Origin of the sequence: Pseudomonas oryzihabitans, from assembly GCF_032027545.1 — a bacterium.
Taxonomy (GTDB): Bacteria; Pseudomonadota; Gammaproteobacteria; order Pseudomonadales; family Pseudomonadaceae; genus Chryseomonas; species Chryseomonas oryzihabitans_F.
The window spans coordinates 60232-77523 of the sequence record NZ_JAVSJB010000010.1; the positions used below are offsets into that span (position 1 = coordinate 60232).

Genomic DNA, 17292 nt, shown 5'->3' on the forward strand with positions numbered 1-17292 from the left:
GTATCGCCGCGGCACTGGATGCGCGGCAGGAGAACAAGCATGACCCGAATGGCCAGCCATCTAGCCTGGTTCGCCGTCGCCGTACTGGGCGCCTTCGCGCTGGGTACCGTGGCGCTGAGTCGAGGCGAAGCGATCAATGCCCTCTGGATCGTGGTCGCCGCCGTGGCGATCTACCTCGTCGCCTACCGCTACTACAGCCTGTTCATCGCCACCAAGGTGATGGGGCTCGACGCCAAACGGGCCACGCCCGCCGTGCTCAACAACGACGGCCTGGACTACGTCCCCACCAACAAGCACATCCTCTTCGGCCACCACTTCGCCGCCATCGCTGGCGCCGGCCCGCTGGTGGGCCCGGTGCTCGCCGCCCAGATGGGCTATCTGCCCGGCACCCTCTGGCTGATCGCCGGGGTGGTCTTCGCCGGGGCGGTGCAGGACTTCGTGGTGCTGTTCCTCTCCACCCGTCGCAACGGGCGCTCCCTGGGCGACATGGTGCGCGAGGAGATGGGCCGCATTCCCGGCACCATCGCCCTGTTCGGCTGCTTCCTGATCATGATCATCATCCTCGCGGTGCTGGCGCTGATCGTGGTCAAGGCCCTGGCCGAGAGCCCCTGGGGCATGTTCACGGTGATCGCCACCCTGCCGATCGCCATGTTCATGGGCGTCTACATGAGATACATCCGTCCGGGTCGCATCGGCGAGATCTCGCTGGTCGGCGTGGTGCTGCTGCTGGCTTCCATCTGGTTGGGTGGCCTGGTCGCCGCCGATCCGGTCTGGGGCCCGGCCTTCACCTTCACCGGCGTGCAGATCACCTGGATGCTGATCGGCTACGGCTTCGTCGCCGCCGTGCTGCCGGTCTGGCTGGTGCTGGCCCCGCGTGACTACCTCTCCACCTTCCTCAAGATCGGCACCATCATCGCCCTGGCGATCGGCATCCTGGTGACCATGCCGATGCTCAAGATGCCGGCCCTGACCCAGTTCGTCGACGGCAGCGGTCCGGTGTGGAAGGGCACCCTGTTCCCCTTCCTGTTCATCACCATCGCCTGCGGCGCGGTGTCCGGCTTCCATGCGCTGATCAGCTCGGGCACCACGCCCAAGCTGATCGCCAAGGAGACTCATGCCCGCTACATCGGCTACGGTGCCATGCTGATGGAGTCCTTCGTCGCCATCATGGCCATGGTCGCCGCCTCGGTGATCGAGCCGGGCGTCTACTTCGCCATGAACAGCCCGGCCGCCGTGGTCGGTGCCGACGTGGTCTCGGTGGCCGCCAAGATCAGCACCTGGGGCTTTGTGGTGACGCCCGAGATGCTGCAGGCTACCGCCACCGAGATCGGCGAGCACAGCATCCTGGCCAGGGCCGGGGGCGCCCCGACCCTGGCGGTGGGTATCGCCCAGATCATGCACAACGTGCTGCCGGGCGAGAACACCATGGCCTTCTGGTACCACTTCGCCATCCTGTTCGAGGCGCTGTTCATCCTTACCGCGGTGGACGCGGGCACCCGCGCCGGGCGCTTCATGCTGCAGGACCTGCTGGGCAGCTTCGTGCCAGCGCTGAAGAAGACCGACTCCTGGACCGCCAACGTCATCGGCACCGCCGGTTGCGTCGCCCTCTGGGGCTGGCTGCTCTACCAGGGCGTGGTCGATCCGCTGGGCGGCATCAACACCCTCTGGCCGCTGTTCGGCATCTCCAACCAGATGCTCGCCGGTATCGCCCTGATGCTGGGCTCGGTGGTCCTGATCAAGATGAAGCGCCAGCGCTATGTCTGGGTCACCCTGGTGCCGGCGGTGTGGCTGCTGATCTGCACCACCACCGCCAGCCTGATCAAGCTGTTCGACTCCAACCCGGCGGTCGGCTTCCTGGCCCTGGCCAAGAAGTACAGCACCGCCATGGCCCAGGGCCAGGTGATCGCCCCGGCCAAGAGCATGGAGCAGATGCAGCACATCGTCTTCAATGCCTACACCAATGCCACCCTGTCGGTGCTGTTCCTGGTGGTGGTGATGAGTATCCTGTTCTTTGCCATCAAGGTTGGTCGTGCCGCCCTGGCCAAGCCCGAGCGTAGCGATCGCGAGACCCCGTTCCAGCCGGCAACGGGCGTTTAAAGGAGAATCCTCATGTTCAACGACCTGGGTCGCATGGGTAAGTACCTGGGGCAGGCCGCCAAGATGCTGGTGGGCATGCCCGACTACGACACCTATGTCGAACACATGCGCGGCAAGCATCCGGACCAGCCGGTGATGAGCTACGAAGCCTTCTTCCGTGAGCGCCAGGAGGCGCGCTACGGTGGTGGCAAGTCCGGCGCCATACGCTGTTGCTGACCCCCGGGTCGTCGCCAGGCCGGGCTCCAAGCCCGGCCTCTTTCTGTCTGGAGTTTCCATGCACGAACCCATCCCCGTCACCGTCCTGACCGGCTTTCTCGGCGCCGGCAAGACCACCCTGCTCAAGCACATCCTGCAGGCCGAGCACGGCCTGAAGATCGCCGTGATCGAGAACGAATTCAGCGCTTTGGACGTCGACGGCGAATTGCTGGAAGACGCGGGCGCCGTACAACTGATGAAGGTGGCCAACGGCTGCGTCTGCTGCACCGGCAGCAAGGACCTGGCCTATGCGCTGACCGTGCTGTTGGAGCGCCTGGACGCCGGAGAGCTGGACTTCGAGCGGCTGGTGGTGGAATGCACGGGCCTCGCCGATCCTGGTCCGGTGGCCCAGACCTTCTTCACCGACGACCTGCTGCGCGAGCGCTATCTGCTCGACGGGGTGCTCACCCTGGTCGACGCGGTCCACGCCAGCGAGCAACTGAGCGATCCGCTGTTGCAGGCGCAGGTCGGCTTCGCCGATCGCCTGTTGCTGACCAAGCTCGACCTGGCCGAGCCGGCCGCCGTCGAGGCGTTGGAGAATCGTCTGCAACGCATCAACCGCCGCGCGCCCATTCGCCATGTGGATCACGGTCGCATCGAGCTGGCCGAGCTGCTGGACATCCGCGGTTTCAACCTGCACGACGAAGACCTGGCGCCGCCGACCCTGTTCCGGCCGCTACGACCGGTATCCGAGGCCGTCAGCCTCAGCGAGCGCATCCAATCCATCGCCATCCGCGAGGCGCGTCCGTACGACCAAGACAAGATCAGCGGCGTGATGGAGATGCTGCTCGATACCCTCGGCGGCGACCTGCTGCGCTACAAGGGCCTGCTCAACATCGCCGGCGAGGATCGCCGCCTGCTGTTCCAGGGCGTGCAGCAGATATATGCCGCCGATTGGGAACGCGACTGGGCACCTGGCGAGGAGCGCGAAAGCCGCGTGGTGCTGATCGGCATGGACCTGCCGGAAGACCGTATCCGCGCCGCCTTCGAACGGGCGGTCGCCAAGTAGGCTATTCCTGGGGCTGACCGGTGCGACTTGCCAGTCGCTCCAGCGCGGCCTTGAGCTTGGGATCGCGGATGCCAGCGGCCACTTCGCGCAGGCTGTCGGCGCCCACCTGGCTGACCTGCCGTACCGGACGCGGCCGTGTGGCCGTACCCGGATTCAGCTGCATCTTGAATTGCAGCCGCATCAGCCCGGCGAACTCCGGCGCCTTCTGCAAGAAGCGCAGCAAGCGTGGCTGCTGGTAGCGCAGCCGGGTCGCCCAATGGGCGTCGTTGACCACCAGCAGCAGGGTGCCGTCACGCCAGCTGGCCACCCGGCAATGGGGGCGGGCGGCGGGCTGTAACTGCTCTTCCAGCAACTGCTGCAGCCGACCCAGCCGCTCGGCCTCGCGAAACAGCGCCTTGAGCGGTTTGGCCTGGCGCAACAGGGCGGCGGGAGCGACGGCGTTGAGCGGACGAAAGGCCATGCGCAGGACTCGCGATGGGCGAAGGGGAGTCGTGGATGGTAACAGATCGCCCGGACGTCCTGGCGGCTGGTGCCTGCGTCGTTCTTTCCTCATCGGCATTTCCGAGTAGAATGCCCGATTACCATTGCGGGACATCGCGGGTTTCAACCCCCGCGCCCAGGCGTCTGGCCAGGCTCTGCAGAGGCCTTGCCGCCCGTTTCGCTCCCCTCATTCCAGCGGAAGAATTCCAGTCGATATGTTTGCGCCTTTGTTGAAGAAATTCTTTGGAAGCAAGAACGAACGAGATGTCAAACGTCTAGGCAAGGTCGTGGTGGCCACCAATGCGTTGGAATCCCAGATTGCCTCCCTGAGCGACGAGCAACTGCGCGCCAAGACCGAGGAATTCAAGCAGCGCGTGGCCAAGGGCGAGTCCCTCGACGACCTGATGCCCGAAGCCTTCGCCGTGGTCCGCGAGGCCGGCAAGCGGGTCATGGGCATGCGTCATTTCGACGTCCAGCTGATCGGTGGTGCCGCGCTGCACGAGGGCAAGATCGCCGAGATGCGTACCGGTGAGGGCAAGACCCTGGTGGGTACCCTGCCGGTCTACCTCAATGCACTGTCCGGCAAGGGCGTGCACGTGGTCACGGTGAACGACTACCTGGCCCGCCGCGACGCCAACTGGATGCGGCCGCTGTACGAATTCCTCGGCCTGTCGGTGGGCATCATCCTGCCGTTCCAGCCGCCGGAAGAGAAACGTGCCGCCTACGCCGCCGACATCACCTACGGCACCAACAACGAATTCGGCTTCGACTACCTGCGCGACAACATGGCCTTCAGCCTGGCCGAGAAATTCCAGCGCGAGCTGAATTTCGCGGTGGTCGACGAAGTGGACTCCATCCTCATCGACGAAGCCCGCACGCCGCTGATCATCTCCGGCCAGGCCGAGGACAGCTCCGAGCTGTACCAGAAGATCAACCTGCTGATCCCGCGCCTCCAGCAGCACATCGAGGAAGAGGAAGGCAATCCGACCCAGGTCGGTCACTACACCATCGATGAAAAGACCCGCCAGGTGGAGATCACCGAGCTGGGTCACCAGTACATCGAGGAGATGCTCACCGAAGCCGGGCTGCTGGCCGAGGGCGAGAGCCTCTACTCGGCGCACAACCTGGGCCTCTTGACCCACGTGTTTGCCGGCCTGCGCGCCCACACCCTGTTCCATCGCAACGTCGAGTACATCGTCCAGCAGGACCAGGTGCTGCTGATCGACGAGCACACCGGCCGGACCATGCCGGGTCGTCGCCTCTCCGAAGGCCTGCACCAGGCCATCGAGGCCAAGGAAGGACTGCCGATCCAGCCCGAGAGCCAGACCCTGGCCTCGACCACCTTCCAGAACTACTTCCGCCTCTACAACAAGCTCGGTGGCATGACCGGCACCGCCGACACCGAGGCCTTCGAATTCCGCCAGATCTACAACCTCGACGTGCTGGTCATCCCGACCCATCGCGAGATCGCCCGTAAGGATTTCAACGACCTGGTCTACCTGACCCAGGCCGAGAAATACCAGGCGATCATCGAGGACGTGAAGCAGTGCCAGGCCGAAGGCCGTCCGGTGCTGGTGGGTACCGCCTCCATCGAGAGCTCCGAGTACGTCGACCAACTGCTGACCCAGGCCGGCATCGAGCACAAGGTGCTCAACGCCAAGTACCACGAGCGCGAAGCCGAGATCATCGCCCAGGCCGGACGTCCGGGCGCCGTGACCATCGCCACCAACATGGCCGGTCGCGGCACCGACATCCTGCTCGGCGGCAACTGGGAAGTGGAAGTCGCGGCCCTGGATAATCCTACCGAGGAGCAGATCGCCGCGATCAAGGCCGCCTGGCAGGAGCGTCACAAGCAGGTCATCGACGCCGGTGGCCTGCACGTGATCGCCTCCGAGCGCCACGAATCCCGCCGTATCGACAACCAGCTGCGCGGCCGTGCCGGCCGCCAGGGCGACCCGGGCTCCAGCCGCTTCTACCTGTCGCTGGAAGACAGCCTGATGCGCATCTTCGCCTCCGACCGGGTGAAGAACTTCATGAAGGCCTTGGGGATGCAGGGCGGCGAGGCCATCGAGCACCGCATGGTCACCAACGCCATCGAGAAGGCGCAGCGCAAGGTCGAGGGGCGCAACTTCGACATCCGCAAGCAACTGCTGGAATACGATGACGTGGCCAACGAGCAGCGCAAGGTGATCTATCACATGCGCGATACCCTGCTGGCCAGCGAAGACGTCGGCGACACCATCAAGGGCTTCCGCGAGGAGACCCTGACCCAGGTGATCAACGAGCACATCCCGCCGCAGTCGCTGCCCGAGCAGTGGGACGTGCCCGGCCTGGAAGCCGAGATCTACAGCGTCTTCGGTCTGCAGCTGCCCATCGGTCAGTGGCTGGACGAGGACGACAAGCTGTACGAGGACACCCTGCGGGTGAAGATCCTTGAGCAGCTCGAAGCCGCCTACATGGAAAAAGAGGACATGGCCGGCCGCGAGGCCCTGCGCAACTTCGAAAAGCAGATGCTGCTGCGGGTGGTCGACGATCTCTGGAAGGATCACCTCACCACCATGGATCACCTGCGTCACGGTATCCATCTGCGCGGCTACGCCCAGAAGAACCCCAAGCAGGAATACAAGCGCGAGTCCTTCAACCTGTTCCAGGAGCTGCTGGACAGCATCAAGCGCGACACCATTCGCGTGCTGTCCCATGTCCAGGTACGCCGCGAAGATCCGGCCGAGGAAGAGGAGCGCATGCGTCGCGAGGCCGAGGCCCTGGCCCAGCGCCTGCAGTTCCAGCATGCCGAGGCGCCTTCGCTGGTCGATCCCGAGGTGCTCGAGGACGAGCAGGGCGAAGACACCGTGGTGCCGCTGCAGCCCCAGCGCAACGACCAGAAGATCGGTCGCAACGAGCCGTGCCCCTGTGGCTCCGGCAAGAAGTACAAGCAGTGTCACGGTAAGCTCGACTGATCGCTCTGACTGCCGACCATCGTGACAAGCGATGGCGGCGGTCCGCAGCAGGCGGCAGCCCGTCGGCAGTGTCGACGCCAGGCTGTAAACTCCGCCCGCTAGGCTGTCCGCTTCAGGTTCTTGGCGTCGTCGCAAGGGACGCCTGAAGCTTGGTTATCACGCCGCGACCGGCTGTCCGTTCGCGGCGTTTCCTTTTCTCTCACTGGAGTTTCCCCATGGCTGTCGGTCTCGGTCCGCTCTCCACGCTGCACCCGGTTCCCGGTTTCGAACTCGGTATCGCCTCCGCCGGCATCAAGCGCCCCGGGCGCAAGGACGTGGTGGTGATGCGCTGCGCCGAAGGCTCCAGCGTGGCCGGGGTCTTCACCCTCAACGCCTTCTGCGCCGCACCGGTGATCGTCGCCCGCCAACGCTTCGCCGGTCCGGTGCGCTACCTGCTGACCAACACCGGCAATGCCAACGCCGGTACCGGCCAGCCAGGCCTGGCCGCCGCCGAACGCACCACCAAGACCCTGGCCACCCTGGCCAGCGTCGCCGAGGAGGCGGTGCTGCCGTTCTCCACCGGGGTGATAGGCGAGCCGCTGCCGGTGGAGAAGATCGAGGCTGCGCTGCCGGCCGCCCTGGCCGATCTGGCCGAGGACAACTGGGCTGCTGCCGCTACGGGCATCATGACCACCGACACCCTGCCCAAGGGTGCCAGCCGCCAGTTCCAGGTGGGCGGCACCACCGTCACCGTCACCGGCATCAGCAAGGGCGCCGGCATGATCAAGCCGAACATGGCCACCATGCTCGGTTACGTCGCCACCGACGCCAAGGTCAAGCGCGAGCTGCTGCAGGACCTGCTGGCCGATGCCGCCAATCGCTCCTTCAACCGCATCACCATCGATGGCGACACTTCCACCAACGATTGCTGCATGCTGGTCGCTACCGGTCGTGCTGACATGGCGGAAATCATCCAGGCCAGTGGCGAAGCCTTCGAGCAACTGCGCGAGGCGGTCTTCTCGGTCTTCGCCGAGCTGGCCCAGGCCATCGTCCGCGACGGCGAGGGCGCCACCAAGTTCGTCACCGTGCAGGTCAACGGCGGCACCAATGCCCAGGAGTGCCTGGACGTCGGCTATGCAGTGGCTCATTCGCCACTGATCAAGACCGCGCTGTTCGCCTCCGATCCCAACTGGGGTCGCATCCTCGCCGCTGTCGGCCGGGCCGGGGTGCCCAACCTGGACGTCAGCCTGATCGACGTCTTCCTGGGTGGCGTGCAGATCTGCCAGCAGGGCGGTCGTGCGGCGACCTACACCGAAGACCAGGGCGCGCGGGTCATGGCCCAGGCGGAGATCGAGATCTGCATCGAGCTGGGGCGCGGCAACCACCGCGAGACCATCTGGACCACCGACCTGTCCCACGACTATGTGAAGATCAACGCCGAGTACCGTACCTGACCGGCGCTGTGGCGTGCGGCCTGGCCGCACGCCTGCTGCGGTCCCGATGGCCGCACCGTTTCGAGGAATTCCCCCATGTCCCAGCTGCAACTCGTGATCGGCAACAAGAACTTCTCCTCCTGGTCGCTGCGGGCCTGGCTGGCCATGGAGCTCAGCGGTGCCCCCTATGAAGAGGTGTCGATCCCGCTCTACACCCCCAACAGCCGGGCCTTGCTCAAGGCGCAGTCGCCCACCGGCAAGGTGCCGGTGCTCAAGCTGGCCGAGGGCACCATCTGGGATTCCCTGGCCATCGTCGAATACCTGGCCGAGGCCTATCCCGACGCCGGCCTGTGGCCCGCCGATACCCTGGCCCGCGCCCATGCGCGGGCGCTATGCGCCGAGATGCACAGCGGCTTCCTCGCCCTCCGGCGTGAATTGCCGATGGACCTGCGCCGTCGGCAGCGGCTGAAGTCGACCACCGCCGAAGCCGTGGAAGACATCCAGCGTATCCAGCGCCTGTGGCGCGAGTGCCGTGAACGCTACGGAGCCCAGGGGCCCTATCTGTTCGGCGCCCCGACCATCGCCGATGCCTTCTATGCGCCGGTGGCCAGCCGCTTCCGCAGCTATGGTGTGGAGCTGTCGGCCGAGGCCGCCGCCTATGTCGAGACCATCCACGCCTGGCCGGCCTTCCAGCGCTGGCTGGCGGAGGCGGAAACGGAGGAGCAGAGCGCATGACTCGTCTGCATGTGGTCGCCGCAGTGATCCGCGATTCCCAAGGGCAGATCCTCATTGCCCAGCGTCCGGCGCACAAGCATCAGGGCGGACTCTGGGAATTCCCGGGGGGCAAGGTCGAGGCCGGTGAAGCTCCGGCCGTGGCACTCGCGCGTGAACTGGCCGAGGAACTGGGTATCCAGGTGACGGCGGCCAGGCCGCTGTTGCAGGTGCGCCACGACTATCCCGACCAGGCGGTGCTGCTGGACGTCTGGCAGGTGGATGCCTTCACCGGCGAGGCCCACGGCGCCGAAGGCCAGCCACTGGCCTGGGTCGCCCCACGCGACCTCGCCGGCTACGACTTCCCGGCGGCCAATCGGCCCATCGTCCAGGCCGCGCGCCTGCCGGAGCGCTATCTCATCACGCCGGGCGAGCTGACCACCGCTGAGTTGCTCAATGGCCTGCACCGGGCACTCGACCAGGGCATCCGCCTGGTCCAGCTGCGTACGCCGGACAACTTCGATCCCCAGTACCGCGATCTGGCCGGGGATGTCCAGGGCCTCTGCACCGGGCGTGCCCAGCTGATGCTCAAGGGGCCACTGGAATGGCTGGGCGATTTCCCCGCCGCTGGCTGGCACCTGACGGCGGAGCAACTGCGCCGCTATGCGCCCAATGGCCGCCCCTTCCCGGAGCAGCGCCTGCTGGCGGCCTCCTGCCACGATGCCGAGGAACTGGCCCTGGCCCAGCGGATCGGCGTGGACTTCGTCACCCTGTCACCGGTGATGCCCACCACCAGCCATCCCGGTGCGCCGACCCTGGGTTGGGTCAAGGCGCAGCAACTACTGGCCGACTGCAACCTGCCGGCCTATCTGCTGGGTGGCTTGGGTGAGGAGGATCTCACCGGCGCCTGGCAGGCCGGCGCCCAGGGCGTGGCGGCGATCCGGGCGTTCTGGCCGGGGGCTGTCTAACCGCTGATCGCGGCCATGGCGGTCCGCCGATGCGGCCGCTCCTACAGTAATGCCTCAACCTGTAGGAGCGGCCCATGGCCGCGATGCCGTTACAAAGAAGCCCGCCAATCGGCGGGCTTCTGTTATCCAGCTGAAAACCTACAGCCGCGGATAGTCGATGTAGCCCACCGGGCCCTTGCTGTAGAAGGTGTCCGGGCGCGGCTCGTTGAGCGCGGCGTCCTCTTCCAGGCGCTGCGGCAGGTCCGGGTTGGCGATGAAGGGCACGCCGAAGGCCACGGCATCGGCCTTGCCTTCACCCAGCCAGGCATTGGCTTGGGCCTTGTCGAACTTCTCGTTGGCGATATAGACGCCGCCGAACGCCGCCTTGAGTTGCGGGCCAAGGCTGTCGCTGCCGGCCGCTTCGCGGATGCAGATGAAGGCGACGTGGCGCTGGCCCAGTTCCCGGGCGACGTGGCCGAAGGTGGCGGCAGGATCGCTGTCCCCCATGGTGTGCATGTCACCGCGGGTGGACAGGTGCACGCCGACGCGATCGGCGCCCCAGACGTCGATGCAGGCGTCGGTCACCTCCAGCAGCAGGCGGGCGCGATTCTCGATTGAGCCGCCGTAGGCATCAGTGCGCTGGTTGGTGTCGCTCTGCAGGAACTGGTCGAGCAGATAGCCGTTGGCGCCATGCACCTCGACCCCATCGAAGCCCGCGCGCTTGGCGTTCTCGGCGCCACGACGATAGGCGGCGACGATGCCGGGAATCTCCTCGGTTTCCAAGGCGCGCGGGGTGACGTAATCCCGCTTGGGCCGCAGCAGGCTGACGTGGCCCTGGGCGGCGATGGCGCTCGGTGCGACCGGCAGTTCGCCGTCCAGGTAGCTGGGATCGGAGATGCGGCCCACGTGCCAGAGTTGCAGCACGATGCGGCCACCAGCCTTGTGCACGGCGCTGGTCACGCGCTGCCAGCCGGCGACCTGTTCAGCGGACCAGATGCCGGGGGTGTCAGGATAGCCCACGCCCATGGAGTCCACCGAGGTGGCCTCGGTGATGATCAGGCCGGCGGAGGCACGCTGGGTATAGTACTCGACCATCAGGTCGCCCGGCACGCGGCCCGGTTCGGCACGGCAGCGGGTGAGGGGCGCCATGATGACGCGGTTGGGCAGTTCCAGGGCGCCGATCTTGATCGGGTCGAACAACTGAGTCATGGCTAGCTCTCTTGGTTAGCTGGCGGTGGCCAGGCCGCTCTTGCGGGCCTGGCTGGCGGTCAGCAGGGTGGCGATGAGCGCCAGCAGGGCGAGCCCGCTGGCGGCGAGGGGTACCGCGGTGAGACCCAGGCCGTGGTCGATGACCAGGCCGCCGACCCAGGCGCCAAGGGCATTGCCCACGTTGAAGGCGCCGATGTTGAGGGTCGAGACCAGATTCGGCGCGTCCTTGCCGAAGGTAACCACGTTGATCTGCAGGGCCGGTACCGCGGCGAAGGCAGCCGCGGCCCAGAGGAAGAGGGTGATCTCGGCCGGCAGGAAGGCGTGACCGGTCCAACGCAGGGCGGCGGAGGTCAGCGCCAGGGCGACGAAGATCCCCACCAGGCTGGTGGCCAGGCGCCAGTCGGCCAGGCGCCCGCCGATGAAGTTGCCCAGGGTCAGGCCCAGGCCGATCAGCAACAGGGTGCCGGTCACGCCACGGGGCGAGACGCCGGTGACTTCCTGTAGCAGGGGCGCCACGTAGGTGAAGAGGGCGAACATGGAGGCGGCGAAGAACACCGTCATCGACAGCGCCAGCCAGAAGCCCAGGCCACGCAGGGCAAGCAGTTCCCGACGCAGGTCGGCACGGGTCTGGTTGCGATCGGCGGGCAGCACGCGCCAGAGGCCGAGCAGGGCCACCACACCGATGGTCGCCACGGCCCAGAAGGTCGAGCGCCAGCCGGCGGCCTGGCCCAGGGCGGTGCCCAGGGGAACGCCCAGCACATTGGCCAGGGTCAGGCCAGTGAACATCAGGGCCACTGCCGAGGCGCGACGATTCTCCGGGACCAGGCTGGCCGCCACCACGGCACCGATGCCGAAGAAGGCGCCGTGGCAGAGGGCGGTGACCACCCGCGCCAGCATCAGCATCCCGTAGCCGCTGGCCAGGGCGCACAGCAGGTTGCCGACGATAAAGATGCCCATCAGCGCGAGCAGGGCGCGCTTGCGTGGCCAATGTGCCGTGGCCAGCGCCATGAAGGGTGCGCCGACGGCCACGCCCAGGGCATAGCCGGTGACCAGCCAGCCGGCGCTGGGGATGGATACCCCCAGGTCGGCGGCGACATTGGGCAACAGGCCCATGATGACGAATTCGGTGGTGCCGATGGCGAAAGCGCTCAGCGCCAGCACGATGAGAGAAGCGGGCATGACGGTTCCTTGCACAGGCTAGAGATCGCGAGCGAGGTGTTGCAGGAAGGCCTGGATGGCCACCTCGTCGCGTTGGTAGAACACCCACTGACCGACCCGTCGCGTGCTGACCAGTCCGGCTCGCGCCAGTATCGCCAGGTGCGCCGACACCGTGGATTGCGAAAGACCCGCCCGGGCCTCGATCTGGCCGGCGCAGACGCCTGCGGCAGTGTGATGCTCCTGCTGCGGGAAGTACCGCGCAGGATCACGCAGCCAGCTCAGGATCTGCCGGCGTAGCGGATTGGCGAGGGCCTTGAGGATGTCGTCCATCACGGAGGTATCGTCATATCGGGTTGCTACGAACCTTAGATCGCAAAAAATCGATATGCAAGCTATCTATCTTCGTTTCTGCCTATCACCCGCTTAGAGTTGCGCTATCGCCAGAGGTGTCCGGGGTCGCCGCTTCGTTCAGTCGCGATTCAGATCCGGCGATTAGAATTCAAGGTGCGGCTCAGTCCGCCGCGATTGTCCAAGGAGTAAACACATGGCGCTGCCCACCCGTATCCTTCTCGCCAGCCTGGCCTTGGCCACTCTGGCCGGATGCGCATCCCCCAACCCCTACGAAAATCAGGGCCAGGCCAGCGGTGGCACCTCCAAGACCGCCAAGTACGGTGGCCTGGGTGCCCTGGCCGGCGCGGTCGCCGGTGCTGCCATCGATCACAACCATCGTGGCAAGGGGGCGTTGATCGGTGCCGCCGCCGTGGGTGCCGCGGCAGCGGGCTATGGCTACTACGCCGATCGCCAGGAAGCCGAGTTGCGCAAGCAGATGGAGAACACCGGCGTCGAGGTTCAGCGCCAGGGTGACGACATCAAGCTGATTATGCCCGGCAACATCACCTTCGCCACCGATTCGTCGGACATCGCCGGCAGCTTCTACAAGCCGCTCAACGATCTGGCCAATTCCTTCAAGCAATTCGACCAGAACAGCATCGAGATCGTCGGCTACACCGACAGCACCGGCAGTCGTGCGCACAACATGGACCTGTCGCAACGCCGTGCCCAGGCCGTGGCCAACTACCTGACCGCCCAGGGCGTACCGGCAGCGCGCCTGAGTACCCGCGGCGCGGGCCCGGACAATCCCATCGCCAGCAACGCCACCGCCGATGGCCGGGCGCAGAATCGCCGCGTCGAGGTCAACCTGCGCGCCCTGCCGGGTGCCACCGGAACCCCCGCCCAGTAACGACCGTCCGTCGTCCATGACCAGCAGTTTCCGCCCCTTTTGCCAATCGGGGTGGAAACTGCTTTTTCATTTTGCGTTCTGATCCACGTCGCGAAGGGTCCCGTCTGCCGATCGGCAGGGGGCAGACGCCTGTCTGGCTGCTACCCTAGTAAGGTTGGAGAGACGCTTCGCATGACGGTCACGACGGGAAGGGATAGTCAGCCGCCTTGGCTGCTGCATGGCGGCCCAGGGCCGCGGGGAGAAGAGGTTGATGGAGTGCCCGTTGCCGCAGACAGAGCAAGGCCCGGTATTGCTGGTAGTGGACGACCGCATGGAGAACCTGCTTGCCATGCAGGCTGTGCTGGAAGTGGGAAACTGGCGAGTGATCACCGCAGCCTCGGGTGAACGCGCCCTGCAGTACCTGCTGGACGAAACCGTGGACTTGGTGCTGCTCGACGTCCAGATGCCGATCATGGACGGCTTCGAGGTGGCGCGCATCATGCGCAGCAACCTGCGCACCCGCTTCACCCCGATCATCTTCGTCTCTGCCGAAGCCCATTCCTACGAATCGGTGCTGCGCGGTTACGCGACCGGTGCGGTGGACTACCTGCTCAAGCCGGTCGATCCCAACATCCTCAGGCACAAGGTGCGCTCGCTGCTCGATCACGAGCGCAATCGCCGCGAGCTGCTGCAGGCCACCCAGCAGCTGGAATTGGCCAAGTCCTTCAGCGATTCGCTGCTGGACAATGCCGCCGAAGGCATCCTCACCGTCAATGAGCAAGGCCGGGTGACCTTCGCCAACGCCGCCATCGCGCGCATACTCAGGTGCAGCGTCAGCGACCTGGTCCACGCCAACTTTCTCGACTTCCTCGAGGGCGGCAGCGGCCTGGACGACTGGCACACCTCGCCCTTCATGGAGCACTACGACCGCCGCGAGACCTATCGCCTGCACGATGCCCGGCTGCGCACCAGCCGGGGTGACAGCCTGCCGGTGGCGCTGTCCTGCGCGCCGCTGCCACGCATGCAGCGCGCCATGGTCATCATCGCCCTGGACATGTCGCGCATGCGCGAGCTGCAGGAGCAGCTGGAATCCCAGGCGGTCACCGATGCCCTGACCGGGCTGCTCAACCGCCGCGGCTTCAACCAGACGCTGGAAGCGGCGCTGGCGCGGACCGGGCGCAACGGCAAGCGCATGGCGGTGCTCTACATCGACCTCGACGGCTTCAAGCGCATCAACGATTCCCTCGGTCACGAGGCGGGGGATCGGGTGCTGTGCATCGTCGCCGAGCAGCTCAAGAGCTGCATGAGACCCTATGACATCCTGGCGCGCATGGGCGGCGACGAATTCACCGCGCTGCTCGACTCCCTGGAGCATCCCGAGGATGCTGCCCGGGTCGCCGAGAAGCTGCTGGAGCTGCTGGCCACGGTGCATCGCATCGACGGCATGGAGGTTAGCCTGGGCGCCAGCATCGGCATCGCCAGCTACCCCGACTGCGGCCACACCGTCGATGGCCTGCTGCGATCCGCCGACATCGCCATGTACGAGGCCAAGCGCGGCGGGCGCCAGCAATACCGCTTCTTCTCGCCGGAGATGAACGGCCGTGCCCGCTCGCGGCTGATGCTCGAAGAGAGCGTGCGCAACGCCATCGACAACAAGGACTTCGTGCTCGCCTACCAGCCGCAGGTCTATCTGCGCGACGGTCGCCTGCGCGGCTTCGAGGCCTTGCTGCGTTGGGAGCACACCGTGGCCGGCAAGGTGTCCCCCAGTGTCTTCATCCCGCTGCTGGAGGAGACCCGCCTGATCAACCGCATCGGCGACTGGATCTTCCGCGAGGGCGCGACCAAGTTGCAGGCCCTGCAGGAGATCTATGGCGAGGAACTGTTGCTGAGCATCAACCTGAGCCCGGTGCAATTCGGCATGCCGCAACTGGCGGAAAGCCTGCGCCAGATCATCGCGACCCACGGCCTGCGCCCGGAGCAGATGGAAATCGAGGTGACCGAGTCGGCGCTGATGCATGACATCGACTACACCCGGGCGCAGCTGTCGCAACTGCGTGCACTGGGCGTACGCATCGCCGTGGACGACTTCGGCACCGGTTACTCCTCTCTTGCGTACCTGCGCCACTTCGAACTGGATACACTGAAGATCGACCAACTGTTCATCGCCAACATGCTGGATTCCTCCCGCGATGCGGCCATCGTCAGCACCATCCTCGAACTGGGCCGCAACCTTGATCTCGAGGTGATCGCGGAGGGCGTGGAGACCCTGGAACAGCGGGATTGGCTGATCGATCACGGCTGCGAGATCATGCAGGGCTTCCTGGTCTCCCGGCCGCTCAGCGCCGAGGTGACCGGACGCTTCCCGCAGCAGGTCGACTGGACCGCTCGCCGCCCTGAACCCACCCTCTAGCCCCGCACAGGCTGGCGACGCTGCACGCCCTGCTGTCCGTCCGTCAGCCGGATGGCGCAAGCAGGCGGGGCACACCCAGGGTTAGACCCTTCCCGGTCGGGCGCTGGCCCACCAGGCGCCAAACGCCAGTGAACGAACCCGCGGCCGGGCCTTCTTATGCTGTGGCCATCGGCACGGAGTAGGAAGCATGCGGGGCGCCGTCTTTCCATGGCGGGAAAACAACGAATTCGAATTGCTGGTGGACGGCGGACGGTTCTTTCCGGCCATGCTCGCGTCCATCGCCGGCGCCCAGCACCAGATCGACGTCGAACTCTATCTGGTGGAGGCCGGCAGTTGCTCCGAGCGACTGCTCGTGGCCCTGACCGAGGCGGCAGGACGAGGTGTCCAGGTGCGCTGCCTGTTCGATGGCTTCGGTACCCTGAAGATGGATGCCAGGCTGCGCCGTGAACTGGAAGCGGCGGGTGCCGAGATCCGCCTGTTCAATCCGGTGCGTTTCCTTCACGGCCTGCACAACCTGCACCGGGATCACCGCAAGATCTTCATCGTCGACGGCCACGAGGCCTTCGTCGGCGGCAGCGGTGCGACCGACGACTTCTGGGACCCGGACCAGAGCGACTGCAACTGGCACGAGGTCATGGTGCGCATCCAGGGACCGCTGGTGGACGACTGGCTGGCCCTGTTCGAGCGCCAGTGGGAGGCGGTCCGGCGACGCCGCGCCTGGAAGCCGCGTGCCCGTCGCGGTCGGGAACGCCCACCGCCACCGCCCGTCGCCCAGGAAGGGCAAGGGCGGGTCGCCTATGCCGATGCTCGCCAGCACCGCGACATCCTGCAGGCGCTGATCCGCGCCCTGGTGGGCGGACGCGAGCGGATCTGGTTCGCCACCCCCTATTTCCTGCCGACCTGGCGCGTGCGCTGGGCGCTGCGTCGCGCCGCCCGCCGTGGCGTCGACGTGCGCCTGCTGCTCACCGGACGCCACACCGACAATCCGCCGGTGCGCTTCGCCGGGCAACGCTATTACCGCAGCCTGCTACGCGCCGGAGTGCGCATCTACGAATACCAGCCACGCTTCATCCACGCCAAGATGGTGCTGGTGGACCATTGGGTCAGCGTCGGGTCCTGCAATTTCGATCACTGGAACCTGAGATTCAACCTGGAAGCCAATGTCGAAGCCGTAGACAGGGGGCTGAGCCAGGCCGTCGCGGCCAGCTTCGTCAAGGATTTCGCCCAGAGCCGGGAGATCACCCTCGACTTCTGGCGCAGCCGCCCCTGGTGGCTACGCGCCCGCGAGTGGCTGTGGGGTTCGCTGGATCGGTTGGTGATCGGTGTACTGGGGCGCGGTTAGCAGCCTCGAGGGACCAGGTGCGGGTAACATAACCGGTCCGGCGCCGTTGGCCGGATCCATCGTCCAGCGGACGAGGCCAGACGAGT

General features: G+C 66.2%; 13 protein-coding genes and 1 pseudogene. 10 read left to right on the top strand and 4 right to left on the bottom strand.

What is annotated here, in order from left to right:
- The first annotated feature begins 39 nt into the window (after positions 1–39).
- From RND78_RS17360 to yjiA, 3 genes are read left to right on the top strand one after another with little or no spacing between them, the layout of a single operon-like run.
- Positions 40–2097, top strand: a complete 2058-nt coding sequence (locus tag RND78_RS17360; protein ID WP_312730620.1) for a carbon starvation CstA family protein — start codon at positions 40–42, stop codon at positions 2095–2097.
- A 12-nt stretch (positions 2098–2109) separates the two neighbouring features.
- Positions 2110–2313: a YbdD/YjiX family protein gene (locus RND78_RS17365; protein ID WP_007162682.1), complete on the top strand. Its 204-nt coding sequence runs from the start codon at positions 2110–2112 to the stop codon at positions 2311–2313.
- A 58-nt stretch (positions 2314–2371) separates the two neighbouring features.
- Entirely contained in the window at positions 2372–3361 is a 990-nt protein-coding gene (gene yjiA / locus RND78_RS17370) for a GTPase (protein WP_312730622.1), read from the top strand.
- 1 nt (position 3362) lies between these two features.
- Here the strand turns inward: yjiA and RND78_RS17375 are convergent, their stop codons facing one another.
- On the bottom strand, positions 3363–3821 hold the full coding sequence (locus RND78_RS17375) for a DUF721 domain-containing protein (RefSeq protein WP_312730624.1): 459 nt from the start codon (positions 3819–3821) through the stop codon (positions 3363–3365).
- 235 nt (positions 3822–4056) lie between these two features.
- Here RND78_RS17375 and secA point away from each other — a divergent pair, with 235 nt between their 5' ends.
- The 4 genes from secA to RND78_RS17395 all read left to right on the top strand — a co-directional run bounded on the left by secA (position 4057) and on the right by RND78_RS17395 (position 9889).
- Positions 4057–6798 (top strand): preprotein translocase subunit SecA, encoded by a 2742-nt coding sequence (secA, locus tag RND78_RS17380; RefSeq protein WP_312730625.1) that lies wholly within the window; start codon positions 4057–4059, stop codon positions 6796–6798.
- Positions 6799–7013: 215 nt separating this feature from the next.
- The gene (gene argJ / locus RND78_RS17385) at positions 7014–8231 is read left to right on the top strand and encodes a bifunctional glutamate N-acetyltransferase/amino-acid acetyltransferase ArgJ (RefSeq protein ID WP_312730626.1); all 1218 of its coding nucleotides are present in this window, start codon (positions 7014–7016) and stop codon (positions 8229–8231) included.
- Positions 8232–8306: 75 nt separating this feature from the next.
- Complete coding sequence (locus tag RND78_RS17390; RefSeq protein WP_312730628.1) at positions 8307–8945, top strand: glutathione S-transferase family protein; 639 nt, start codon at positions 8307–8309, stop codon at positions 8943–8945.
- A complete protein-coding gene (locus tag RND78_RS17395) occupies positions 8942–9889 on the top strand; it encodes a Nudix family hydrolase (RefSeq protein ID WP_312730629.1) in 948 nt (315 codons plus the stop codon). The genes RND78_RS17390 and RND78_RS17395 overlap by 4 nt, the downstream gene beginning before the upstream one ends.
- Positions 9890–10027: 138 nt before the next feature.
- Here the strand turns inward: RND78_RS17395 and RND78_RS17400 are convergent, their stop codons facing one another.
- Genes RND78_RS17400 through RND78_RS17410 form a run of 3 tightly spaced genes read right to left on the bottom strand, consistent with a single transcriptional unit; the run spans position 10028 to position 12565 of the window.
- A complete protein-coding gene (locus RND78_RS17400; protein ID WP_312730632.1) occupies positions 10028–11077 on the bottom strand; it encodes an alkene reductase in 1050 nt (349 codons plus the stop codon).
- Between the two features lie 15 nt (positions 11078–11092).
- Entirely contained in the window at positions 11093–12256 is a 1164-nt protein-coding gene (locus RND78_RS17405) for an MFS transporter (protein WP_312730633.1), read from the bottom strand.
- A gap of 18 nt (positions 12257–12274) precedes the next feature.
- Positions 12275–12565 carry a metalloregulator ArsR/SmtB family transcription factor gene (locus RND78_RS17410; RefSeq protein WP_312730781.1) on the bottom strand — a complete coding sequence of 97 codons (291 nt, stop codon included), beginning with the start codon at positions 12563–12565 and terminating at the stop codon, positions 12275–12277.
- A gap of 194 nt (positions 12566–12759) precedes the next feature.
- Between RND78_RS17410 and RND78_RS17415 the strand changes: the two are divergent.
- From RND78_RS17415 to RND78_RS17425, 3 genes and pseudogenes are all read left to right on the top strand, one after another.
- Positions 12760–13475: pseudogene (locus tag RND78_RS17415) on the top strand (OmpA family protein).
- A gap of 250 nt (positions 13476–13725) precedes the next feature.
- Complete coding sequence (locus RND78_RS17420) at positions 13726–15864, top strand: EAL domain-containing protein (protein ID WP_312730636.1); 2139 nt, start codon at positions 13726–13728, stop codon at positions 15862–15864.
- A 187-nt stretch (positions 15865–16051) separates the two neighbouring features.
- On the top strand, positions 16052–17206 hold the full coding sequence (locus RND78_RS17425) for a phosphatidylserine/phosphatidylglycerophosphate/cardiolipin synthase family protein (RefSeq protein ID WP_312730638.1): 1155 nt from the start codon (positions 16052–16054) through the stop codon (positions 17204–17206).
- Positions 17207–17292 lie beyond the last annotated feature (86 nt).